The 23,847-nt window shown below is 65.2% G+C and carries 19 protein-coding genes and 4 pseudogenes; 6 read left to right on the top strand and 17 right to left on the bottom strand.

Going from position 1 to position 23,847, the window contains the following annotated elements; translation table 11 throughout:
- Positions 1 to 102 precede the first annotated feature (102 nt).
- On the bottom strand, positions 103 to 1,077 hold the full coding sequence (locus MPSD_RS09540; protein WP_012393715.1) for a bifunctional riboflavin kinase/FAD synthetase: 975 nt from the start codon (positions 1,075 to 1,077) through the stop codon (positions 103 to 105).
- A 180-nt stretch (positions 1,078 to 1,257) separates the two neighbouring features.
- On the opposite strand from MPSD_RS09540, the gene mntR reads away from it, so the two are divergent.
- On the top strand, positions 1,258 to 1,950 hold the full coding sequence (gene mntR / locus MPSD_RS09535) for a manganese-binding transcriptional regulator MntR (protein ID WP_086085007.1): 693 nt from the start codon (positions 1,258 to 1,260) through the stop codon (positions 1,948 to 1,950).
- 16 nt (positions 1,951 to 1,966) lie between these two features.
- Here mntR and MPSD_RS09530 read toward each other — a convergent pair.
- The 10 genes and pseudogenes from MPSD_RS09530 to MPSD_RS09485 all read right to left on the bottom strand — a co-directional run bounded on the left by MPSD_RS09530 (position 1,967) and on the right by MPSD_RS09485 (position 11,004).
- Positions 1,967 to 3,206, bottom strand: a pseudogene (locus MPSD_RS09530) (acyl-CoA dehydrogenase family protein).
- A gap of 28 nt (positions 3,207 to 3,234) precedes the next feature.
- Positions 3,235 to 4,437, bottom strand: a complete 1,203-nt coding sequence (locus MPSD_RS09525) for a lipid-transfer protein (protein ID WP_020788038.1) — start codon at positions 4,435 to 4,437, stop codon at positions 3,235 to 3,237.
- Positions 4,438 to 4,543: 106 nt separating this feature from the next.
- Complete coding sequence (gene truB, locus MPSD_RS09520) at positions 4,544 to 5,449, bottom strand: tRNA pseudouridine(55) synthase TruB (protein ID WP_015355271.1); 906 nt, start codon at positions 5,447 to 5,449, stop codon at positions 4,544 to 4,546.
- A complete protein-coding gene (gene pptT, locus MPSD_RS09515) occupies positions 5,446 to 6,129 on the bottom strand; it encodes a 4'-phosphopantetheinyl transferase PptT (RefSeq protein ID WP_012393710.1) in 684 nt (227 codons plus the stop codon). Before pptT ends, truB begins: the two co-directional genes overlap by 4 nt.
- Positions 6,126 to 7,019: a metallophosphoesterase family protein gene (locus tag MPSD_RS09510; RefSeq protein WP_231389696.1), complete on the bottom strand. Its 894-nt coding sequence runs from the start codon at positions 7,017 to 7,019 to the stop codon at positions 6,126 to 6,128. Before MPSD_RS09510 ends, pptT begins: the two co-directional genes overlap by 4 nt.
- A gap of 162 nt (positions 7,020 to 7,181) precedes the next feature.
- Positions 7,182 to 7,754, bottom strand: a complete 573-nt coding sequence (locus tag MPSD_RS09505) for an LppA family lipoprotein (RefSeq protein ID WP_020788040.1) — start codon at positions 7,752 to 7,754, stop codon at positions 7,182 to 7,184.
- Positions 7,755 to 7,811: 57 nt separating this feature from the next.
- Positions 7,812 to 8,384 carry an LppA family lipoprotein gene (locus tag MPSD_RS09500; RefSeq protein WP_020788041.1) on the bottom strand — a complete coding sequence of 191 codons (573 nt, stop codon included), beginning with the start codon at positions 8,382 to 8,384 and terminating at the stop codon, positions 7,812 to 7,814.
- A gap of 57 nt (positions 8,385 to 8,441) precedes the next feature.
- Positions 8,442 to 9,014 carry an LppA family lipoprotein gene (locus MPSD_RS09495; RefSeq protein ID WP_119571722.1) on the bottom strand — a complete coding sequence of 191 codons (573 nt, stop codon included), beginning with the start codon at positions 9,012 to 9,014 and terminating at the stop codon, positions 8,442 to 8,444.
- Positions 9,014 to 10,702 (bottom strand): alpha/beta hydrolase family protein, encoded by a 1,689-nt coding sequence (locus tag MPSD_RS09490; protein ID WP_020788042.1) that lies wholly within the window; start codon positions 10,700 to 10,702, stop codon positions 9,014 to 9,016. Before MPSD_RS09490 ends, MPSD_RS09495 begins: the two co-directional genes overlap by 1 nt.
- Positions 10,693 to 11,004 carry a WXG100 family type VII secretion target gene (locus MPSD_RS09485; protein WP_011740170.1) on the bottom strand — a complete coding sequence of 104 codons (312 nt, stop codon included), beginning with the start codon at positions 11,002 to 11,004 and terminating at the stop codon, positions 10,693 to 10,695. The genes MPSD_RS09490 and MPSD_RS09485 overlap by 10 nt, the downstream gene beginning before the upstream one ends.
- 193 nt (positions 11,005 to 11,197) lie before the next feature.
- Here MPSD_RS09485 and MPSD_RS09480 point away from each other — a divergent pair, with 193 nt between their 5' ends.
- The 3 genes from MPSD_RS09480 to MPSD_RS09465 all read left to right on the top strand — a co-directional run bounded on the left by MPSD_RS09480 (position 11,198) and on the right by MPSD_RS09465 (position 16,875).
- Positions 11,198 to 11,773 (top strand): hypothetical protein, encoded by a 576-nt coding sequence (locus tag MPSD_RS09480; protein WP_015355268.1) that lies wholly within the window; start codon positions 11,198 to 11,200, stop codon positions 11,771 to 11,773.
- A gap of 31 nt (positions 11,774 to 11,804) precedes the next feature.
- On the top strand, positions 11,805 to 13,517 hold the full coding sequence (locus MPSD_RS09475; protein ID WP_086085785.1) for a CocE/NonD family hydrolase: 1,713 nt from the start codon (positions 11,805 to 11,807) through the stop codon (positions 13,515 to 13,517).
- A gap of 751 nt (positions 13,518 to 14,268) precedes the next feature.
- Positions 14,269 to 16,875, top strand: a complete 2,607-nt coding sequence (locus MPSD_RS09465; RefSeq protein WP_232022801.1) for a discoidin domain-containing protein — start codon at positions 14,269 to 14,271, stop codon at positions 16,873 to 16,875.
- A gap of 26 nt (positions 16,876 to 16,901) precedes the next feature.
- Here MPSD_RS09465 and MPSD_RS09460 read toward each other — a convergent pair.
- The 4 genes and pseudogenes from MPSD_RS09460 to MPSD_RS09445 all read right to left on the bottom strand — a co-directional run bounded on the left by MPSD_RS09460 (position 16,902) and on the right by MPSD_RS09445 (position 20,261).
- A pseudogene (locus tag MPSD_RS09460) lies at positions 16,902 to 17,448 on the bottom strand (DUF1802 family protein).
- Positions 17,449 to 17,492: 44 nt separating this feature from the next.
- Positions 17,493 to 17,720, bottom strand: coding sequence for a DUF2277 family protein (locus MPSD_RS09455; protein ID WP_020788045.1), 228 nt, complete (start codon positions 17,718 to 17,720; stop codon positions 17,493 to 17,495).
- Positions 17,721 to 17,757: 37 nt separating this feature from the next.
- On the bottom strand, positions 17,758 to 18,933 hold the full coding sequence (locus MPSD_RS09450) for a PPE family protein (protein ID WP_086085786.1): 1,176 nt from the start codon (positions 18,931 to 18,933) through the stop codon (positions 17,758 to 17,760).
- Positions 18,934 to 19,064: 131 nt separating this feature from the next.
- Entirely contained in the window at positions 19,065 to 20,261 is a 1,197-nt protein-coding gene (locus tag MPSD_RS09445) for a PPE family protein (protein ID WP_012393699.1), read from the bottom strand.
- Between the two features lie 293 nt (positions 20,262 to 20,554).
- Here MPSD_RS09445 and MPSD_RS09440 point away from each other — a divergent pair, with 293 nt between their 5' ends.
- Together MPSD_RS09440 and MPSD_RS09435 are read left to right on the top strand one after the other, a co-directional pair.
- Positions 20,555 to 21,304, top strand: coding sequence for an enoyl-CoA hydratase (locus MPSD_RS09440; protein WP_036427437.1), 750 nt, complete (start codon positions 20,555 to 20,557; stop codon positions 21,302 to 21,304).
- A gap of 49 nt (positions 21,305 to 21,353) precedes the next feature.
- Positions 21,354 to 22,298, top strand: a complete 945-nt coding sequence (locus MPSD_RS09435) for an NAD(P)/FAD-dependent oxidoreductase (RefSeq protein ID WP_020788048.1) — start codon at positions 21,354 to 21,356, stop codon at positions 22,296 to 22,298.
- Between the two features lie 29 nt (positions 22,299 to 22,327).
- Here the strand turns inward: MPSD_RS09435 and MPSD_RS09430 are convergent.
- Positions 22,328 to 23,412 (bottom strand): annotated as a pseudogene (locus MPSD_RS09430) (ABC transporter ATP-binding protein).
- Positions 23,405 to 23,845, bottom strand: a pseudogene (locus tag MPSD_RS09425) (extracellular solute-binding protein); the annotation flags it as partial. The pseudogenes MPSD_RS09430 and MPSD_RS09425, both read right to left, overlap by 8 nt.
- Positions 23,846 to 23,847 lie beyond the last annotated feature (2 nt).

Below are 23,847 nucleotides of genomic sequence, written 5' to 3'. Positions count from 1 at the left end.
GCGATCAGGGATTAGCCGGCGCGGCCACCGCGAACCGCAGCACGCGCCGATGTCGTCGGGCAGTCTAGCAGCGGTGTGGCCGACAGACACAAACGCCGCGGGTCAGCCGGTCGACAGCAGGACCCGGGTCCGTTCGGTATCCGCCCCGATCTCGGCGACCAATTCGGGCACGGAAGCGAATTTCTTCTGGCCTCGGATGCGGGCAACAAAGTCCAGCGCCACGTGCTGACCGTAGAGGTCCGCGGCGGTGTCCAGGACAAACGCCTCGACCGTGCGGGTGCGTCCGGAGAACGTCGGGTTGGTCCCGACCGAGACGGCCGCCTGGTAACGCTCCCCCGGTATGACCGCGCCGGTCACCGGGCCGTGTCCCAGGACGGTGAACCAGGCGGCGTAGACCCCGTCGGCCGGTATGGCCGAATACATCGGCGGCGCAACGTTAGCGGTGGGGAACCCCAGTTCGGCGCCACGCCCGTAGCCGCGGACCACGACGCCCTCGACACGATGCGGGCGGCCCAGGGCTTCGGTGGCCGCCATGACATCACCGGCGTCCACACACGACCGGATGTAGGTGGACGAGAACGTCACGGTCTCGTTGCTGTGGTGCTCGGACACCAGCGACATGGCCTCCACGGCGAACCCGAATCGCTCGCCGGCGTGGCGCAGGGTGTCGACGCTGCCGGCCGCCTTCTTGCCGAAGGTGAAGTTCTCACCGACCACGACCTCGACCACGTGCAGGTGCTCGACCAGCAGTTCGTGGATGAAGCGATCCGGTGTGAGCTTCATGAAATCGGTGGTGAACGGCATCACCAGGAACACGTCGATGCCCAGCTCTTCGACCAATTCAGCGCGACGGGTCAGCGTCGTCAGCTGCGCCGGGTGGCTGCCGGGGTAGACCACTTCCATCGGGTGTGGATCGAAGGTCATCATCACGGTCGGCACGCCGCGCGCCCTGCCGGCCTTCACGGCGTGCGCGATCAACTCGGCATGCCCGCGGTGCACACCGTCGAATACCCCGACGGTGAGCACGCACCTGCCCCAGTCCGTGGGGATCTCGTCCTGGCCACGCCACCGCTGCACAACCGCAAGCCTACGGCGCGATGGGACCGCGGCGTACAGCATCGCTGGGGTTGGCGGGTCTTGCCGGCACTGTCCGAGCGGGTTCGGCGCGCGCTCGGACGGTCATCGGGGTCCACCGGGACACGCTCGTTTGGCGGGCTGGACCGCCGATCAGGCGTGGGTTGCCTAAACTTTCTCCTTGTGAGGGCTGACGAGGAGCCTGGCGGTCTCACCACGGTTGCCCAGGACTATCTGAAAGTCATTTGGGCGGCGCAGGAGTGGTCGCGGGAAAGGGTCAGCACCAAGATGCTGGCGGAGAAGATCGGCGTGTCGGCCAGCACCGCTTCGGAGTCGATACGCAAACTAGCCGAGCAGGGCTTGGTCGACCACGAAAAGTACGGTGCAGTGACCCTGACCGACTCGGGGCGGCGAGCCGCGCTGACGATGGTGCGCCGGCACCGGCTCTTGGAAACCTTCCTGGTCAATGAGCTCGGCTACGGCTGGGATGAGGTGCACGACGAGGCCGAGGTGCTCGAGCACGCGGTATCGGATCGCCTGGTGGCCCGGATCGACGCGAAGCTGGGCTTCCCGCGGCGGGATCCCCATGGTGATCCCATTCCCGCCTCCGACGGGCAAGTGCCCACCCCACCGGCCCGCCAGCTGTGGGCCTGTCGGGATGGTGACACCGCGACCGTGGCACGCATATCCGATGCCGACCCGGAGATGCTGCGGTATTTCGACAGTGTCGGGATCAACCTCGACTCGCAGCTGCGGGTCCTGACCCGGCGTGAGTTCGCCGGCATGATCTCGGTGGCGATCGAATCGGCCGACGGCGCCGCGAACACGGTCGATTTGGGGAGCCCCGCGGCGCGAGCGATCTGGGTGGTGGCCTGATCGGTCTGATCCGACCTCAGCCAAGAAGGCCCTTGGCGATGTGAGTTACCTGGACCTCATTGCTTCCGGCATAGATCATCAGCGACTTTGCATCGCGCGCAAGCTGTTCCACCCGGTACTCGGCCATGTAGCCGTTGCCGCCAAATAACTGGACGGCCTCCATCGCGACGTCGGTGGCGGCTTCGGAGGAGTACAGCTTGATCGCCGACGCTTCGGCCAGTGTCGGTTCCCTGCCCGCCTTGAACTTCTCGAGTGTCTGAAAGACCATGTTCTCGACGTTGATTCGGGCCACCTCCATCTTGGCCAGCTTGAGCTGGATCAGTTGGAACTGCCCGATGTTCTTGCCCCACAACGTACGAGTCTTTGCGTAGTCCACGCACAATCGGTGACATTCGTTGATGATGCCCAGCGCCATCAGCGCCACCCCGAGACGTTCCACGGCGAAATTGGCACGGGCGCTCTCACGTCCGTCACCGTCGCCGTGGTGTTCACTCTCGCCGAGCAGACGGTCCGGAGTCAGCCGCACGTTGTCGAAGAACAACTCACCGGCCGGCGAGGACATCATGCCCATTTTCTTGAATGGCTTGCCTTGCGTGAGGCCTGCCATACCCGATTCGAGCACAAAGATGAGTACCGGCCGGTCCCGCCGGTCCGAGGACGTGGCTCCGGCCTCGTCGAGTTTGGCGTACACCAACAACACGTCGGCGTAAGGACCGTTGGTGATGAAAGTCTTCTGACCGTTGAGGATGTAGTCGGCGCCGTCACGTTTGACGTGAGTCTTCATGCCGCCGAACGCATCCGAGTCGGAATCCGGCTCGGTGATCGCCCAGGCCGCGATCTTTTCCAGCGTCATCAACTCGGGCAACCAGCGCTGCTTCTGCGCCAGCGTGCCGCGGCTCATGATGGTCGCCGCGCCCAATCCAAGGCTCACCGCGACCGTGCTCAGCAAGCCGATGCTGACTCCGGCGAGCTCGGACACCAGCACCGCGGCCCATCGACGCCTGGGGCCCCAGGCCACCCGAACCGCTGGTTCGGTGCCGCTTTTCGCCTTGGTTGGCGCGCTCGGCGTCCAATATCGACTTGACCGATTCGGCGGCCAGCACATCCAAACCGAACTGACTGAACAGCTTGCGCATGATCGGATACGGCGATAGCGCACCGGTTTCCAGTTCATCCAGATTTGGCCGAATCTCCCTGTCGATGAATTGACGAACCGCGTCGCGCATCATCAGATCTGTGTCGGACCACTCGATCATCGGAGCCGCCTCGCCGCCCGCTCGCCGCTCAGCGTTCGGCGCGCTGGTAGGCGGTGACCACGGCGGCGCCACCGAGCCCGATATTGTGCTGTAGCGCGGCCGTGACGTTGTCGACCTGCCTCCTGTCGGCGGTGCCACGAAGCTGCCAGGTGAGTTCGCAGCACTGGGCCAGACCGGTCGCACCGAGCGGATGCCCCTTGGAGATCAGCCCACCCGAAGGGTTGACCACCCAACGTCCGCCGTAGGTGGTGTCGCCGTTGTCGATCAGTTTGGGCGCCTCACCTTGGCCACACAGGCCCAGCGCTTCGTAGAGCAACAACTCGTTGGCCGAGAAGCAGTCGTGCAGCTCGATCACTTGAAAGTCTTCGGGGCCAAGTCCAGATTGTTGGTAAACGCGCTGTGCCGCTTGAACATTCATGTCGTATCCGATGAGGTTCTTGGCGCTGCCGTCGAAGGTCGACGCGAAGTCGGTGGTCATGGCCTGGCCGACGATCTCGACCGCTCGCCCGGCCAGCCCGTGGCTGTCGACGAAGGATTCCGACGCCAGGATCGCCGCCCCCGAGCCGTCTGAGGTCGGCGAACACTGCAGCTTGGTGAGTGGTTCGTAGATCATCCGCGACGCCAGGATGTCGTCGAGCGTGTAGGCCTCCTGGAACTGCGCGAACGGGTTGTTGACCGAATGCTTGTGGTTCTTGAAGCCAATCTTGGCGAAGTGCTCGGCCGTGCTGCCGTACTGCTGCATGTGTTCGCGTCCGGCGGCCCCAAACATCCAGGGAGCCACCGGAAACGCGAATTCGGCTATTTGGGCCAGCGCCTTGACGTGTTTGTCCATCGGTTGCGTGCGGTCGTCGTAGGACGAGGACAGCGAGCCCGGCTTCATCTTCTCGAAGCCCAGCGCGACGGTGCAGTCGGCGAGTCCGCCGCGGATCGCCTGTGCCGCCAGGAACAACGCGGTGGAACCGGTGGAGCAGTTGTTGTTGACGTTGACGACCGGAATGCCCGTCATACCCAGCTCGTAGACCGCCCGCTGACCCGACGTCGACTCTCCATAGACATAGCCGACGTAGGCGTGCTCGACTTCGCGGTACTCGATGCCGGCGTCATTGAGCGCGTTGGTTCCCGACTCGCGCGCCATGTCGGGATAATCCCAGCCTTCACGACAACCCGGCTTCTCAAACTTCGTCATGCCGACGCCGATGACAAAAACCCTGTTCGACCCGTTGTTAGGCATCTTTACCCCTACTACCCTTCCAGGCCCCCCTTAGCGGCTGAAAGGCCGGAACGACCCCTCTTGCACAGTGTGCAACCCGGCCGCATCGACTTTAGGGGCGGGTCCCCTACATCGTCGCCGGGCGGATCACCACCACCGACTTGGTGCGGCGCCCCTCGTCGCGCAACAGCGCAATCACCCGGCCATCGGCATCGCTGGCGGCGTAGATGCCGTCGATTCCGGCCGGTTCAAGGGGACGACCGTTGCCCACGGACTGAGATTCGTCGACGGTGAGGTCGCGGCGCGGAAACATCAGCAGGCAGGCCTGATCGAGGGTCAGGCTCAGCGCCGGCCGCTCGGCCAGCTCGTCGAGTGACGCGGCCTGGGACAGGTCGAAGTGACTAACGCGAGTGCGCCGCAGCGACGTCAAATGGCCGCCCACATCGAGCGCCGCACCAAGATCGCGCGCCAGGGCGCGGATGTAGGTCCCTGACGAGCAGTCGACTTCGACGTCGATATCGATCACATCGGCGCCGCGCCGAAGATCCATCAGCTCGAATCGGTCGATGCGCACCGGGCGCGCCGCAAGCTCGACCGTCTGGCCTTCCCGGGCCAGTTGATACGCGCGCCGGCCGTCCACCTTGATCGCGCTGACCGCCGACGGAACTTGTCTGATGTCGCCAGTCAAATCCAAGATCGCCGCCGCGATTGCCTCGGGTGCGACATGTTCGGCGGACACCGAGGCCAGCGGCTCGCCTTCGGCGTCCTCGGTGGAGGTCGTCTGGCCCAACCGGATGGTGGCGGCGTACGACTTCGACGTGGCGGTCAGCAGGCCAAGGATCTTGGTGGCACGCTCGATGCCGATCACCAGCACACCGGTGGCCATCGGGTCCAGGGTTCCCGCGTGGCCGACCCGGCGGGTGCCAAAGATCCTGCGGCAGCGCCCAACCACGTCGTGGCTGGTCATTGCGCCCGGCTTGTCGACCACAACGATGCCCGGGCCAAAGCCGGGACCGGCGTTCTGCCGGCTCATAGCACGATCGCGGTCAGCACCAGCCCGCGCTCAACCGACCATCGACCGTGAAGTGTCGTCAGGGGCGGGCCCCACAGCGCACTCGGATCGATCAAGATGCGGGAGACAAAGCGGCCGGTCCGCCCCGAGTCGTCGGCCTCGAACGTGATGTGCGCGTCCTCGAATCCCAGCCACCGATTGGTCAGCGGAAACCATACTTTGTAGGTTGCTTCCTTGGCGCAGAACAGTATTCGGTCCCAGTGCAGGCCGTCCGGCATTGCCGACGGTATCTCGTCGCGCTCTTCGGGCAGGCTGATCGCATCGAGCACGCCGTTGGGCAACACGTCATGCGGTTCGGCGTCGATGCCCACCGAACGCACCGCGGCGCTGCGACCGACCACGGCACCGCGGTAGCCCGAGCAGTGGGTGAGGCTACCCACCACGCCGTCGGGCCAGCACGGTTGCCCCTTGTCGCCCTTGAGAATCGGCACCGGCGGCACACCGAGGTCGCCCAACGCGACGCGAGCACAGTGGCGGACGGTGATGAACTCGTTGCGCCGCTTGGCAACCGACCTGGCGATCAGTGGTTCCTCTTCGGGCAGCGGCACCAGGCCGGGCGGGTCCGAGTACAGCTCCGCATACGCCAGATCATCGACCACGGTGCCGGGTAGAACCGACGACACCAACATGCTGATTGTCACCGCTCCTGCCGCTGCCGCAGTCTTTCCCGGAACTTGGTGGCCTGCGCCCTCATCTCCGGAGTGATCACGAAATGACCGCCGAAGTCGTTGAGGTACCCCGGCGCGTACTGGGGGTCCGGCAACACCTGACGCAGCCAGCTGTAGGGCTTGCGTCGACGCCATTCCCGCGGGTAGCCCACCGACACCTCTTCAAAGCGCACGCCGTCATGCCATGTGGTGCGCGGGATGTGCAGATGGCCGTAGACCGAACACAGCGCGTTGTAGCGGGTATGCCAGTCGGCCGTCTTAGTGGTTCCACACCACATCGAGAATTCCGGGTAGAACATCGCGTCACACGGTTCGCGCAGCAGCGGGAAGTGATTCACCAGCACGGTGGGCTGCATCCAGTCGAGCTGTTCGAGACGGGCGCGGGTAGCGGCAACCCGCTCGCGGCACCAGGCATCCCGGGTGGCATAGGGCTCGGGCGAGAGCAGGAATTCGTCGGTGGCCACCACATTGCGTTGCTTGGCGATGGCCATACCCTCGGCTTTGGTGGTCGCGCCGCTGGGCAGAAACGAGTAGTCGTACAGCAAGAACATCGGCACGATGGTGGCCGGGCCACCCCGTTCGGTCCATACCGGGAAGGGGTGCTCGGGTGTCACCACGCCCATTTCGTCGCACATGTTGACCAGGTAGTCATAGCGCGCCCGGCCAAAAATCTGCATCGGATCGCGGGTGGTGGTCCAAAGCTCATGGTTTCCGGGCACCCAGATCACCTTTGCGAATCGCCGCCGCAGCAAGTCCAGCGACCAACGAATCTCGTCGGTGCGCTCGGCAACGTCGCCGGCGACGATCAGCCAGTCCTCTGGCGAGGAGGGGTACAGCGACTCGGTGACCGGCTTGTTGCCCATATGACCGGTGTGCAGATCGGAGACAGCCCACAACGTCGGCTGCGCCCCGCCGGTCGATTCGTGTCCTGTCACGACTCACCAGCCTAACGACCCGGTGAAGTGGAGACGAAATCCTTGGGTCCCGCACACCTCGGGCGCAGCGGCGGGGTTCAAGGCCCCAGGCTAAGGGGTCGGCGGTGGGCTGGGTGTGTCGGTCTCACTGATCCGGCAGTCCGACTGCGCCGTGAGCGATGAGGCCACCTGGGTGCCCAGTTTGAACTCGACGCCCCCGTGCCCAGCGAGGTAGACGTCATGGTCACCCGGCTTGTCCTTCATCACCCCAAAGGTGGTGGCACCGAACTGCTGCCCACCATCTTTGACAATCCGAACAGCCTGCGGCCACTTGTCGTCGGGAATCGGCCCGCTGAATCCGACCATGAAATACGCCGTTCTGGCCCTGGTCCACTCGTAATCGCCTCCACACCCATTCCAGCTGTCCACATCCATCGACCAGGTCAACCCCGGCACCAGGGCCGCGATCGCATCGGCCATCCGGGTCACCGCGGCGCGGTACTGATCCTTGGCCGCCTCCAACGAAGGCTTGGCCCGCAACGGGTTCTCCAGTTCAGCAACCTTCTCCGGACTCAACGGGCCCTCCTGCTCACCACCACGCCCAAGACCACCAGAACCACTGGAACCACATCCCAGCACCAGCACACAAACCAGCGCCAGCAACCCCACCAGCCGCCACCGCATCAATACCCCCCTTCACACCGCTGCGGCAGGCGCCGACAAGCACCGTCCGGCAACCGGCTACGGGGGCGGCGGTGGGCTGGGTGTGTCGGTTTCACTGATCCGGCAGTCCGACTGCGCCGTGAGCGATGAGGCCACCTGGGTGCCCAGTTTGAACTCGACGCCCCCGTGCCCAGCGAGGTAGACGTCATGGTCACCCGGCTTGTCCTTCATCACCCCAAAGGTGATGGCGCCGAACTGCTGCCCACCATCTTTGACAATCCGAACAGCCTGCGGCCACTTGTCGTCGGGAATCGGCCCGCTGAATCCGACCATGAAATACGCCATTTTGGCGTTGGTCCAGACGTACTCGCCACCGCAATGATTCCAGCTGTCCACATCCATCGACCAGGTCAACCCCGGCACCAGAGCCGCGATCGCATCGGCCATCCGGGTCACCGCCGCGCGGTACTGATCCTTGGCCGCCTCCAACGAAGGCTTGGCCCGCAACGGGTTCTCCAGTTCAGCAACCTTCTCCGGACTCAACGGGCCCTCCTGCTCACCACCACGCCCAAGACCACCAGAACCACTGGAACCACATCCCAGCACCAGCACACAAACCAGCGCCAGCAACCCCACCAGCCGCCACCGCATCAATACCCCCCTTCACACCGCTGCGGCAGGCGCCGACAAGCACCGTCCGGCAACCGGCTACGGGGGCGGCGGTGGGCTGGGTGTGTCGGTTTCACTGATCCGGCAGTCCGACTGCGCCGTGAGCGATGAGGCCACCTGGGTGCCCAGTTTGAACTCGACGCCCCCGTGCCCAGCGAGGTAGACGTCATGGTCACCCGGCTTGTCCTTCATCACCCCAAAGGTGATGGCGCCGAACTGCTGCCCACCATCTTTGACAATCCGAACAGCCTGCGGCCACTTGTCGTCGGGAATCGGCCCGCTGAATCCGACCATGAAATACGCCATTTTGGCGTTGGTCCAGACGTACTCGCCACCGCAATGATTCCAGCTGTCCACATCCATCGACCAGGTCAACCCCGGCACCAGAGCCGCGATCGCATCGGCCATCCGGGTCACCGCCGCGCGGTACTGATCCTTGGCCGCCTCCAACGAAGGCTTGGCCCGCAACGGGTTCTCCAGTTCAGCAACCTTCTCCGGACTGAACGGGCCCTCCTGCTCACCACCACGCCCAAGACCACCAGAACCACTGGAACCGCACCCCAGCACCAGCACACAAACCAGCGCCAACAACCCCACCAGCCGCCACCGCATCAATGCCCTCCCGCCAATACGTGGCCGGGCGCTGCCGGCATCCCGCCGCCCAGAACCGGCGGAAGCAACGGCGCGCCGACCTTATTGTCCGGCAGCCCAGCGGCGATCGCCGCCAGGTTATAGCCCGACATCCGCAGCTGTGGCTGCCCGGCGGCATCTTGGAAGACTCGCGGATAATCACCATGGGCATACACCCCGTCCCGCCAGATCCCACCGGGATCGAAACCGGCCTGTGACGACAACTCCGTCAAGCCGGGAGTCAGATACGGGTCCGGCCCCCAACCGTGCAGCGGGGCCAGCGGGGCCACCACGCCGGTGATCAAATCGTGCGGCGCCTGCATGACATAAGCATGCCCGTGCTCGAGTCCCAGTTGAGCCGGGCTGTAGAGCTCCAGGCCGGGTGAACCGTAGAACACGACATCGTTGACGGGATGCGCGCCATGGGCGTTGAGGTCCTGCAGGGCCAGCGACGCCGTCAACGAGCCATAGGAGTGCCCCAACACGGTGAGGTGGCCGGAGGGGTTATTGGCGCGCACCTGCTGCAAATACCTGGACAAATCGCCGGCGCCCGCACGTGCCTGCCCATCGGTCATGGTCTGCCACAGGTCACCCGCAGTTGCGGTGTCGAGCGGGTTGGGGGGCGGCTCATAGCCCATCCAGGCGATCGCGGCGACCGACGTCGGTTTGCCGGCATTCTTCAACTGCCGCATTTCTTCGCTTTGTAGATTCCGCGCCTCTGTGACCATGCCCGGCAGGGTGCCCCGGGTGGTGGAACCGACTCCGGGCACGGTCACCGAAACATTGGCTGCGGTGTCCGGATTACCCACAGCCACCGCAGCCAGCACCTGCTGGTGCGGGTCGTCCGGAACCCGCAACTGGGCCAGGTAGGTTTCCGGGGCGTTTCGCAGTGCCTGATCAACAGCATCTAGATCGCCCAGCCGGCCCTTGGCGGCGGTCAGCTGATCGCCAAGGGCGGCGAGCTGGCCCATCGCATCGCTGTCGAGGATGCCGTTGTTGTAGTCGCTGGCGGCCCGCGCCGCCAGCTGGTCATAGCGCCCCTGCAACTGCCCAATCCGGGCTCGCAGCTTGGCGCGTTCCTCACGCAACAGCTCCTCGTTGGCATCGCTGGCCCGCTGAGTCGGTGTCAGTCCCTCGGGTCCGACCGGCGCACCGGCCTCGGCCGGGATGGGCGAATCACCGTCGGCCATGTTGACCGCTGACGCCAATTCCTCGTCGATGGTGTTCGCCTCAACCACAATCGCCCCCAGGTCAGCCTGCAGCTCGGCTTGCTTGGCAAGCACCCGCGCCCATTCGGACTCGGTGTGGCGCAAGCCCGCAATCGGCACCACCCGGCTGCTCAGCGCATCGATCTGCAGTTCGGCGGCCGCGGCGGCATTGCGCAACGCGGCCAACTCCGATTGGACCTTCACAATCCCATCAGCGGCCCGATCCGCCGCCCTCGCAACTGCCAACGCTTCATTACCGTGGGCGTCGAGATCGCGGCGAAGTCCCGCGTTCTGATGCGCGGCAGCCTCGGCGGTCTTGCCACGGGAGTTGGCAAAAATCGACAGCGTGGCCAGCTGACGCGACACCTCCAAGCTCACCTGGACTCGGGCGGTGGCCGCGTGGAACACCTCCCGAACCGCTTGCGCGTCCCACCGATCGATATCGGCGACCGTCAGCGACATCGATCAAAACCAACGCCCACTTGGGCGAGCGCGCGGGCCCGCTCCTCCTCCGCCGCCGCATGCGCGACGGCGGCTTGATGCAGGCCGCGTGCATGATCGCCGATTCTGCTCAACAACGCCCTCGACATTTCCAACCAGTCGTCCATGGCGGCATTGAGAGCCAGCGCCGACGCGCCCTGCCACCCGGACTGAGCGGCCTGGATCCGATGATCGGACGACAAATGTCCGGCCGCCAAGTCCTCCCCCTGCCCGGTGACATGCGCCGCTGAGCGCACCCATTGCTCCGGGTTGATCTCAAACACCCAGACATTCTTGCACTGGGCGCCACCAAGCGCACTTCATCGCGGGTCAGGGCGAAATTCGAGCTGCGCCACGCTCGAGTTGGCCACCAAGAAATCAACCCCCCGGACTAGAACAAGTTCTCGTTTGACTGTGGCGGCGCGGAGCCGACTTGTACACTCCGGGCAAAGGGACCGCCCAAAGGCAGGGGGTGTCGTGCTTACCAAAGTGCGTCTGGCCGGAGCGCTTGGCGCACTGGTCGCAGCGGCGGTGATCGGCTGGCAGGGCGTCGCGCCGGCCCCCACCAGAGGCGAAAACATCGATCTGCGCTCAACCACCGCGCCGCTGTCGAGCACGATGAAGAGCCCGATCGTGGAGACCAACAACGTACGCCCGTTCGACGCGTGCGAAGACATCCCGTTCGACGCCGTGCAGCGACTCGGTCTGGCCTACACGCCGCCTGAACACGAGGATGGGTTGCGGTGCCACTTCGATGCGGGCAACTACCAGATGGCCGTCGAAACGATCGTCTGGCGCACCTACGCTCAGACCCTGCCGCCGGATGCCATCGAGACCACTATCGCGGGCCACCGGGCGGCTCAGTACTGGGTGATGAAGCCGACCTATCACAACAGCTTCTGGTTCTCCTCCTGCATGGTCACCTTCAAAACCAGCTACGGGGTGATCCAGCAGTCGCTCTACTACTCCACCGTCTACTCCGAGCCCGATGTCGACTGCCAGGCAACCAACCTGCAGCGGGCAAATGAACTTGCCCCCTACTACGTTTTCTAGCTCCGCTAGCGAGCGTGGCTAACCTGGGGATATGAGCATCACTTCAACCGACGTCGGGCAGCCCACGCTGCGCGCCTTGACCAAACGAGTCGGCGGCAGCGCGGCCGGCGGCGCTCTCGGCGGCTTATTGGGCCTACCGCGCGCGACCACTCGCTACACCGTGAGCCGCGTCGGAGTCCCGATGCGCGACGGTGTCCACCTGGTGGCCGACCACTACTGCCCCACTACGTCGCGACCTGCCGGGACCGTGCTGGTCCGCGGACCCTACGGGCGCGGATTTCCGTTCTCGTTGGTGTTCGCCCGCCTGTATGCCGCCCGCGGCTACCACGTCGTGCTGCAGAGCGTGCGGGGAACCTTCGGGTCCGCCGGGCAGTTCGAGCCAATGGTCAACGAGGCGGCCGACGGCGCGGACACCGTCGAGTGGCTGCGCCGGCAGCCCTGGTTCACCGGCCGGTTCGCCACCATCGGGGTGTCCTACCTGGGGTTCACCCAGTGGGCGTTGTTGCAGGATCCGCCTCCGGAGCTGGCCGCGGCGGTGATCACCGCGGGCCCCCACGACTTGCGGTCCTCGGTCTGGGGCACCGGCTCGTTTGCCATCAACGACTTCCTGGGCTGGAGCGAGTTGGTCGCCCGCCAGGAGGATCCGGTGCGCATCCGGACCGGAATCCGCCAACTGACCGCCCCGCGCCGGGTGGCGCGAGCGGCGGCCGAATTACCGATGGGTGAATCGGCCAGGACGCTGCTCGGTACGGGGGCGCCGTGGTTCGAATCGTGGCTCGAGCACACCGACCACAGCGATCCGTTTTGGGACCGGATGCGCTCCCCGGACGCATTGGACCGGGTGCAGGTTCCGATACTTCTGGTCGGCGGTTGGCAAGACGTCTTTGTGCAACAAACGTTGCAGCAGTATCGGCATCTGCGCGACCGCGGCGTGGACGTCGCGCTGACCATCGGCCCCTGGACTCACTCGCAGCTACTCAGCAAAGGGCTGGCCGTCAGCGCACAAGAGACGTTGGACTGGCTCGACACCCACCTGGGCGGCACGGCCGAGTTGCGCCGGCCCGACGCGGTTCGCGTCTACGTGACCGGCGAGGGCTGGCGCCACCTTTCGGACTGGCCGCCGAAAACCACTGACCATGAGCTCTACCTGCACCCCACCGGCCGCCTCAGCGAGATCGCGCCGCCCGACGCAACGACACCGGCAACGTTCCGCTACGACCCCACCGATCCCACCCCGACCATCGGCGGCCCGCTGTTGTCCTCCAAAGCCGGCTATCGCAACGACAGTCGGCTCGCGTCACGCAATGACGTGCTCACCTTTACCGGCTCCGCGCTGACCCATGATCTGTGGATTCACGGGCACCCGGTGATCGAGTTGACCCACAGCTCGGACAATCCCAACGTCGACGTGTTTGTCCGGATCAGTGAGGTCGACAGCAACGGGCGATCCCGCAACGTCAGTGACGGTTACCAGCGACTGGGCGACGCGCCCGAAACGGTCCGCATCGAACTCGATCCGATCGCTCACCGCTTCAAGGCCGGCTCGCGTATTCGCGTCTTGATTGCGGGCAGCTGGTTCCCGCGTTATGCCCGCCACCTGGGCACCGACGAGCCGACCCTGACCGGACGGCAGGTGCAACCGGCCACCCACTCGGTGTACTTCGGCCAGTCGCGGCTGCTGCTGGGTGTCGACCAGTCAGCCAACGACATCACGGACGCGGGCAGCGACGAATCACCCGAATGACGCGTCCGCACGGGATCTGCGATTGAGACGAATTAGCCTGGCAGTCAATGCGATTCGGCCGAGAGAGCCGAAATGGCGGCTCGACGGGCTTGGCCCGGAGATGCGCCGACCGCGGATTGAAATGCGCAGTAGCGCAGTGCAGCACGTCAACGATCAATGAGCGCCCAACGCGGGCGCTAGCATCCCTGAACTCCTCCGCCGCGGCACGGTCGGTCAGCAAAATCTGGAGCCGGCAGTTTCCGCCTCTGCACCTCAATAGCACTGCTTTCCATAGCATTTGGGATATCTGCCCGTCATTGATTGCAGCGTCGCGCGATTTGGCTGGGGTGCAGACCCGCGCTGCCTGTGTGGTTCGCGTCCGCGACCGGCTCTGGGTATGCTCGGCTCCCGTCGAGTTCAAGACCGACTTGCTCACACGGCGCAAGCCGCCGGACCCGTACCGATTGGACGGGGTCAAGCCCACCCATGATGGAACTATTGACGATTTGGTGCGTTACATGATCGAGGTATTGACCAGTTGTTCGCTGGGCGGCGCGGGCGCTGTGGTGCCCACCGCCGCGCGATCCGCCCTCAGCGCAGCCGACTTCGGAGTCGAACGGCCCACCGTGCCGGGCGCACGACGTTCACCTGGGGGTTCGCTCACGTGAAGGCCGACCAGAATGCCCACCGGGCCGATGTGACCCCGGCGTTTCAGACTCGAGCGCGCCGCGGTCGGCTCTTAACCCGATTCTGCACCGTTGTTGCAGCCGGGATGCTGACCGCTTCCGCCGTGGCACCGAGCCAGGCGACCCCGGCAGCGGCCGATCGCTGCGATGGTGGACCAGGTTGGGAGTTCACGTCTGACGAGTTCGACAACTCGTATGGCCGGCACGCCTTCGTCGGCAACGGCTACCTGTCGCAACAAGTGCCGCCGGCGGGCATGGGGTATGCGCAGACCGGTGAGGAGACCGGATTCCCCCTCTTCACACCGCGTTTCGACGGCGCTTTCACCGCGGGCTTGTACTCCGTGGCTCCGACCAAGCAGAGCTCCGTGCCCCGGCGTGCCATCGCGGCGATACCCACGTGGTCGACGTTGGAGGTACAGCAAGGCGCCCACAAGTACTCGCCCGATGTGTCCCCGAAGCAGGTGTCGAATTTTCGGCAGACGCTCAACGTCAGGTGCGGGCTACTGCGCACGTCGTTGACGTGGACGACACCAGACGGGCGTGCGACGGACCTGGAGTACCAGGTGCTGGCCGATCGAGCGAACCCGCACGTCGGGGCGGTGCGCCTGAAGATGACGCCGCACTGGAGCGGACCGGCTCAGGTCGTCGACCGAATCGATGGGGCCGGAGCACGGCGGGTACAGCCGACCGGGTCTGGTGCCGACGAAAACACCATTCATGTCGGCTTTTCCACCGACGGGGTGGGTGTGAACGGCGCGGTCGCGTCAACGCTGCAGGCCGGTCCGTCAGCAAAGGTGCGCGAACACCACCACCGCGCCGACGGTCTGACCGCTGAGCATGCCGTCGATTTCCAAGTCGAGCCGGGTCACACCTACGAATTCGCAAAGTTCGTGGGCGTGGACACCAGGCGCCGAGATGCCTCGACCGCGGTGCGGTTCTCCCGGGATGCGGCCGAGCGCGGTTGGGGCAATGTGTTCGCGACGCATGCCGAGCAGTGGTCGCGGCTGTGGCGAAGCGACGTCCGAGTTGTCGGGCGTCCACAGCTGCAGGACGCGTTGCGTTCAACGAACTACGCCCTGCTGTCCAGCATCCGTGAGGGTCAGGCCAGCAGCGTCGCGCCGGCCGGGCTGAGCAGTGACAACTACGCCGGGCTGATCTTTTGGGATACCGAGCTGTGGATGTACCCGAATCTGCTGCTCGCGCACCCCGAAATCGCGCGCAACATCATCGATTACCGGGTGACAACGCTGCCGGCAGCGCGCCGTAACGCGCAATCGATCGGCGAGAAGGGCGCTTTCTACCCGTGGACGAGTGCGGACACCGGCGATGTATACGCCGACTGCCACAGCTGGGATCCGCCGCACTGCCTGACCCAAAACCATCTGCAAAGTGACGTCGGGTTTGCCATGTGGCAGTACTACCTGGCCACCGGCGACCGGCAATGGCTACGCCACGACGGCTGGCCGGTCCTGCAGGCGGTCGCCGAGTACTGGGCCGGCCGCGTGCGGGTCAATCGTGACGGGAGCTACTCGGTTGCCAACGTCGCCGGGCCCGACGAGTACAGCAACGGTGTCACCGATGGCGTGTTCACCAACGCGGGCGCCGCCATGGCGCTCACCCGCGCCACCGAAGCGGCGCGGCTGATTGGCGAAACGGCACCCCCGCGATGGGAACAGATCGCCGAACACCTGCGGATTCCGTTCGACCAGAGCCACAAGGTGTTCATGCAGTACGACGGCTACCGAGACAGCACGATCAAGCAGGCCGACTCCGTATTGCTCCAATATCCGTTGGAGTGGCCGATGTCACGTGAAGCCGCGACCAACACCCTCGACTTCTACGCACCGCGCACCAACCCGGACGGTCCTGCCATGACGGATGCCGTGCACGCAATCGACGCGGCCGCCACCGGCGAACCGGGGTGTGCGACCAACACCTACCTGGACCGTTCCGTGCTGCCATACCTCAGAGCGCCATTCGCGCAGCTTTCGGAAACTCGCGATGACAGTGGCAGTGCGCGCACAGGGCCTCCGGCGTTTAGCTTCCTGACCGGCGGCGGCGGATTCACGCAGGTGTTCACCTTCGGTCTGACCGGCCTGCGACTGCGCGCCGACGGCATCGTCGTCGACCCGATGCTGCCGCCGCAGCTCGCCGACGGCGTGGAAGTTGCCAACCTGCATTGGCAGGGCCGCACCTTCGACATCGCCATCGGGCCCCAGACCACACAGGTCAGCCTTCGCGACGGTGAGCCATTCACGGTGCACGCCACGGACGGGGACCATGTGGTGAGCGCGCAAGAGCCGCTGGTCCTCCAGACCCGGCGCCCGGATCTCACACCGACCAGCGATGTCGCTCGGTGCCGACCCGCGACCGCCACATCGGAGGAGCCGGGACGGTACGCCGAGGCTGCGGTCGACGGCAACAACGCGACCAGCTGGGCGCCCAACGGAACCGCGGGCTCCCTCACTTTCGACTTGGGCCAGCCACGGCAGCTCACCAAGATCGCGACGGCGTGGACTGATGTTGCGCCGAGCTCCTTGCGCCTGTTCACCTCCGTTGATGGTGAGCATTTCAGCGAAACGGGGACCGAGCTTACGCCGCCGCGGCTAGCCCGCTACGTGAAACTGGAAGTCACCGGGCCAGCGCAGCAACATGTCGGATTGCGTGAATTGGTGGTAACCGATCGGAGTTGACGTTGCGGGTTTCAGGCGCCGGCTAGTCAGCCGACGGCATCACGGACGCGGGCAGCGACCTGCGATAGCAGCGCCTCGTCGTGCACCGGTGCCGCGTTGCTCGGCGCAATCGGCAACCGGACCCAACTGGTGCACCCCCCGAACTCCGGAACGCGGCGCACCCGCACGGGCTCGGCGAGCGGGATCGCCGACACCACCAGCACGGCAAGCTTGTGTTTGGGCCGGAAGTCGAGCCGCTCGGACCGTACCGACTCTGCGGTCCAGATGTGCAGATCCTCGATTTCTCCCAGCCCCTCCGGACGGTTGACGGGCAGTGCGGCAACAACTTTCGCTGCCGCACGGATCAGCAGGTGGTCGTCGGTGCTATCGGCAGCGGCGGCGGTCAGTAGATCCCGGTGCTCGGGTCGAACCCGCTCGGTGTGGCTGTGCGCCACCGTCGGAAACAGCAAAAACTCTTGCGCCGCAACCTCGAATCGCTTCTCACCGATGCCCCCCCTTGCGCAGCAGCACCTTCTGGCGCCCGTCCAGTAGCGCGTGCACCGCGGCGCTCCACTCCTTCAGCGCGGGCGTCATGGCGATTGCGAGCCCGCCAACCGCGCCACCACCTCTGGTCGGCGCTACGGCGGAACCGTCTTTGGCGGCTGCCGCCGGGGGGCTAGCCCGGCGAGCAACCGTGTCGTGGTCGCAGTGACTTCGGCGACCGCGGCTTCAAACGCTTCCGCGTTGGCAGCCGAGGGATGGGTGATCCCGCTGACTTTGCGCACATACTGGCGCGCCGCGGCCGCGATTTCCTGGGCAGTGGCCGGCGGCTCCAGCCCGCGCAGTTCGGTGATGTTCCGGCACATACCTCCACGATAGGCACCATGGGTCCGCTCGACCCCGCTACCCGCCAGCAGGAGTGCGTTGCATCACCCGATAGCGGAATCCGTATTTCTGCTCCGCCACGGCGGTATTCCTGCAGGCCGCTGTCATCGGCATGCCCTGCAGGTATGCGTTCGACTTCGCACTCGCCACCGAGCCGGCCAGGTCGAGCTGCTCATCGGCGGCGGCGTTGGCGAATTCTCGAACCCCAGCACCCCAACTGCTCGGCGTCGACAGGGATCCCGTCAACCGCGCCTTGCCCATTGCCGCCGACACCGGGCGGGTCAGCGTGCCCAAATCCTCCTCGAACTCCGCGGCGGCCCCGCCATGGGCGCCGTGCAGCATCGACCCCCAGTTGTCAACGACAGAGGATCCCGAGCCCCCGGCGCCACTGGCGGTCCCGGGAATGGCTTGCAGCGCTATCGATGTGGAAAACTGCGCAATCCCCAGGGCGAAGTAGCTTTGCCCCAACAGCCGGACCACCGTGGTCCTTTCGGCGGGCGTGATGCCGGGCAGGTGCGCTTCGAGCCATTGCGCCAACGCCGCGAGCCGCGGGAGGGCGACGGGTCGCCGGGTCGCCGCCAACAGCGTTGACCCGCCAGCCACCGCGGTTGTGGTGGCGGCTTTTCCCATCGCGGATGCTTGCCACAGCGGTCCAGGCAGGTTGGTCGTCGCGGGCGGCGGCACGAAGGGGGTCAGCCTGGTGGCGGTCGCCGAGGATGCGGCGTAGCCGTACATCGCGGCGGCGTCCTGGGCCCACATCTCGGCGTATTGGGCCTCCGTGACCGCGATCGCCGGGGTGTTCTGACCGAAGAAGTTGGTGACGATGAGCGTCGTCAACAAGACCCGGTTAGCCGCGACCACGGGCGGGGGCACGGTCATGACGAATGCCGCCTCATAGGCGGCCGCGGCCGACCGCGCCTGACTGGCGGTCCGTTCGGCCCGGATGGCGCTGGCGCGCAACCATGCCACATACGGGGCGGACGCACCCACCATCGAAGCCGCCGCCGGACCGACCCACGGCCCACTCGTCAGCTCGGAAATCACCGATGTATAGCCGGAGGCCAGCACACCGAGCTCGAAGGCGACCGCATCCCATGCCGCCGCGGCCGCCAGCATGGATCGCGAGCCTGGGCCGAAATACATCAGCGCAGAGTTGATTTCGGGTGGTCGTGCCCCATAGTCGGCATGGGCCATCAGCGCTTTCCCGATTGGATGCGGTCGCCTGAATACAGGAAAGTCTGCATCGGGACATCGTCATAGGTTGGGTCAGCACTTGTGTCCTGGCTGTCGGGCGGGACCGTTATCACGTTGGTCGCGATCACGTTTCAGCCGGCAAAGGGTGGGCGTGCCATCACGGTGGGGCGGACACCGTATCGGGGACCCGAACCGGATGCGCCGAGCCCGGGACCGCCAAGCGGCATGCCCCCCAACAGGTTCCCGGCGCCTCCACCGTCGGGTGCGAACTTGAGCGTCTCGATCGGCATGCGTGCTGGCATGGACTCGAGATCCGGGACGGACTGCGCCCACGACGGCGGCACCGACAACCGCCCCAGCGACGCGGCGTGCCCCAGATGTGCCGATACCTGCCCGCCGCCGTCAATCAGGCCGCCCAGACCGGCTAACCCACTGGCGGCGCCGCCAGTGGCCGCCGCGGTGGTGCCGCTGAGCAATCCCAGGGTCTTGCTCATCTGAATGAAGTTGTTCGCCATCCCAATGCTGAAATAGGGCAAGCCCTCGGTGTTGTAGAAAAAGCTGGCATATGGCTGCAAATCGGTGAGCAGCGCCGAAATCGAGGTGGGGAAAGTCGTTCCGAACAAGATTTGCCACAGCCAACCCAGCGGGGAGTCTGGTGTGGTCGAGGCTGCAAGGGGCGCAACAATGCCATGCAACGCCTTGGGGATCTCCGAAATTAGCCGCGACAGCGTTGTTTGACTGGTGCCGGCCAATGTTGCCGCCGAGTGTGCGACCGCAGCGATCTGCCCGGAACCGGCGCCGGGGCTAACGATCTGCTGCGGCTGCGTGAACGGGGTCAACTCCGTGGCCGACGAGGTGGCCGCGGCGTACTCGTACATGGCCGCGGCGTCTTGAGCCCACATCTGGCCGTACTCGGTTTCCAAGGCGGTAATCACCGCGGTGTTCTGACCGAAGACATTCGATGCGATCAGCTCGGCCAACCGCACCCGATTCGCCGAGATCAGCGGCGGTGGCACCACCGCACCAAACGCGGTCTCGTAGGCCGCCGCCGAGGCTCTGGCCTGCATCGCCGTGTGCTCGGCCTGTGCGGCGGTGGCCCGCATCCAGACCACATAGGGCGCGACCGCATCTGCCATCGCCACCGATGCCGGGCCCAGCCACCCTTCCTCGACCAGCCCGATGACCAGGGATTCATAGCTGGTCGCCGCCGAATCCAACTCCGCGGCAACGCGGTTCCAGACCGATGCCGCAGCGGTCATCGACGTCGACCCCGGACCCATATACATAAGCGCGGAGGTGACTTCAGGCGGTCTGCGCCCAAAATCCATCTCTTCGTCTCCTCACCTCGGAAGTAGCAGCGGTTACGAGATCTGCGCCGGCTGTGCCGCAGACACCCAAAAAGCGAGCCCGTCAACAGTTTTCCTACAAAACAGTTGCTATATGCAGTAATTGGCCGCTCGCAGGAAACGGTAGCGTCTATTCACGCGAAACCCAAGTGGGTTCAACACTGTTCACCGTTGATACACCACCCAGCCACTCCAAATTCGGCGCCGAGGGCTGCGGCCCCTTCCTGCCAACCAGCCGGATAGGGGTCCTTGCCAGCGCCGACTACGGTGAAATCATGACCAACGAAATCCTGCTGATTGATACTGCTGAGCGGGTGCTCACTTTGACCCTCAACCGCCCGCAATCACGCAATGCTCTATCGGCGGCCCTGCGGGATCAGTTTTTCGCGGCTCTCGCCGCGGCCGAGACCGACGACGACGTCGACGTCATCATCCTCACCGGCGCCGATCCGGTGTTCTGCGCCGGACTGGATCTCAAGGAGCTCGGCGGGCAATCAGCACTGCCCGACATCTCGCCGCGCTGGCCGGCCCTCACCAAGCCGGTGATCGGAGCCATCAACGGTGCCGCGGTGACGGGCGGACTCGAACTCGCCTTGTACTGCGACATCCTGATCGCCTCCGAGCAGGCACGCTTCGCCGACACTCACGCGCGAGTCGGACTGTTGCCCACCTGGGGCCTCAGCGTGCGGTTGCCCCAGAAGGTGGGCGTGGGCCTGGCCCGGCGCATGAGCCTCACCGGGGACTACCTTTCGGCCACCGACGCGCTGCGCGCGGGCCTGGTCACCGAGGTCGTGGAGCACCAGCAACTGCTGCCCGCCGCACGCCAGGTCGCGGCGTCCATCGTTGGCAACAACCAGAACGCGGTCCGAGCCTTACTCGCGTCCTACCACCGCATCGATGATTCTTCGACCGCGCAGGGGCTGTGGCTGGAAGCAACTGCCGCTAGAGAATTCCGGACCAGCGGCGACGATATCGCGGCCAACCGCGAGGCTGTCCTCAATCGCGGACGTTCCCAAGTGCGGTAGCGATCACACCGCGCTTGCCTGAACGCAGAACTGCAGGGATCCTTGCCAGATGACCGATCCCCATGACGTCGTCGTCATCGGTAGCGGTCCAGCCGGATTGAGCAGTGCGTTAACGCTCGCCCGAGCCCGAAGATCCGTCCTGGTCATCGATGGCGGGCAACCGCGCAATGCGCGGTCAGCCGGGGTCCATGATTTCTTGACCCGCGACGGTTTTGCCCCCGCGGATCTCATTTCCGCCGGTCATGCCGAAATTGCGGGTTATGGCGGCCAACTCCGCCAGGGCCAGGTCATGGCGGCACACCGCAACGGATCGATGTTCGAGGTTTCCATCACCGACTGCAGCACGATTCGCGCACGCAAGCTGCTTATCGCTTCGGGGCTGGTGGACCATTTGCCCGACATCACCGGCCTGGCCGAGCTATGGGGCACCGATGTGCTGTATTGCCCGTACTGCCACGGGTGGGAGGTGCGAGACCAGCCGATCGGCGTCCTGGCAACCGGGCCCGAATCCGTCCATCAGGCCCTCATGTTCCGACAGTGGAGTCCGCGGATCACGCTCTTTCTCAACGGCGCAGTCGATCCGAGCGAACCCGAGCGAGCCCGGCTGCACGCCCGCCAGATCGAAGTCATAACCTCGCCGGTCACCGAGGTTGTCAGCAACGACGGGCGACTAGAGGCCGTCGCGCTCGCCGACGGCAACCGCGTCGCGCTGGCAGCGCTCGCGCTGTTGCCGCGGATGGTCGCCAACACCGATTTCCTAGAACCGCTGGGGCTTCGCTTGGTGACCCACCCGTCGGGTTTCGGCGAGAATCTGAAGACCGATGGCAGCGGCCGTACCTCGGTGCCCGGCGTCTACGCCGCCGGCAACGCGGCCGACATTTCGGCTCACGTGGTCAACTCGGCGTCTTCTGGCCTGCTCGCCGCTATGGCCATCAACGCCGACCTGGTCGACGAGGACACCGAGCAAGCACTTCTGGGGGTTGCTGACCGATGACATCGGGTCCGCGATAGCACCGGTACTGCTCAACGGATGCGCGACTCGGTTCGACTATCGAAGAAGCACACTTCCTGCGGATTCGGCGCGCGATCGACAACGAATCCCCCGCACCGACGGTGGTGTGTCGATCGGACCGGATCACGATCCGCCGGGTCCGTGACGACCACCCGTCCTGGGCGAAGGGGGTTGCGTAGATGAACGATTCGAAGCCCAATTCCTCGACCTGTTCGACGCGAACACCCAATGATGCGGCGGCATCGCCTCCTACCACATCCCAGGACTCCGGCCGGACGCCAATCAGCACCCGGTCGGCGGCGCCGCGCGGAACCGGTATCACCAGACCGGACAGTCGCGCCACCCCATCGGCGACCGAAGCCTCGATGAGGTTCATCGCCGGCGCCCCGATGAAAGTGGCGACGAAAGTGTTCACCGGGTTGTCATACAATTCCCGGGGCGTATCAACCTGTTGCAGCACACCGTCTTTGAGTACGGCGACCCGATGGCCCATTGTCATGGCCTCCACATGGTCGTGTGTGACGTACACGGTGGTGGTGCCCAGCTGACGTTGCAGCCCCGAGATGTGCGATCTGGTGCTCACTCGCAGCTTGGCATCCAAATTCGACAACGGTTCGTCCATGCAAAAGACCCGCGGCCGGCGCACGATGGCTCGTCCCATCGCCACCCGCTGGCGCTGTCCACCCGAAAGCTTCGACGGCTTACGATCCAGCAGCTCGGTCAGTTCCAGCATGCTGGCAACTTCGAGAACTCGTTGCCGAGTGTCCGCGCGCGACATGCCGGCATTGCGCAACGCAAATCCCATGTTCTGCGCCACCGTCATATTCGGGTAAAGCGCGTAGTTCTAGAATACCATCGCGACATCGCGAGCCCGCGGCGGAAGGTCGGTGACATCCGTATCGCCGATAGTAATACGACCGCTCTCAACGGATTCCAGTCCGGCCAGCACCCGCAGTATGGTGGATTTGCCGCAACCGGAAGGGCCGACCAGCACCAGAAACTCGCCGTCGGCGATCTCGAGGTCCAGGTTGTTCACAGCGGGCGCACCACTGCCTGGATACCGATAGGTGACCCCGGAGTACTGCACTTTAGCCATGCTGGCGAAGCTTTCGCACGATCTGTCGGTCCAGAATGATCTGCAGCTGCCTTTCAATACTTGCGAATGTCTTTGCCACGTTTGTTCCCCGCAACCCGATGGACTCGAGCCCGGCGGAGATGATTCGATCGGCACCGGGCAGGAAGACCCGCGCGTAGTCCTGCGGGCGGGTGTGGGGAAGCTGGTTGATCGCAACTCTGGCGCGCGGATGATCCGCCAAATACTTCTGTTCGCTGGGGACATCGGCTGCCGACTTTCGCACCGCCAGATATCCGGTGCGCTGACTGAAATAGGCGGTATTGACTGGGTTGGTGATGTACTCGATGAACCTGAGTGCGTTGCGCTTGCGTTCGTCGGAGAGCTTGGTGGGAATCGCCAGGCCCGCCCCACCTGTCGGGCATTCGGGGGCTCCGCCCGGGCCGGTAGGCCAGGGCT

Source organism: Mycobacterium pseudoshottsii JCM 15466 (assembly GCF_003584745.1).
In the GTDB taxonomy this organism is placed as follows: domain Bacteria; phylum Actinomycetota; class Actinomycetes; order Mycobacteriales; family Mycobacteriaceae; genus Mycobacterium; species Mycobacterium marinum.
The sequence above is the reverse complement of the archived record's forward strand: the minus strand, read 5'-3'. Positions and strand labels throughout refer to the sequence as shown.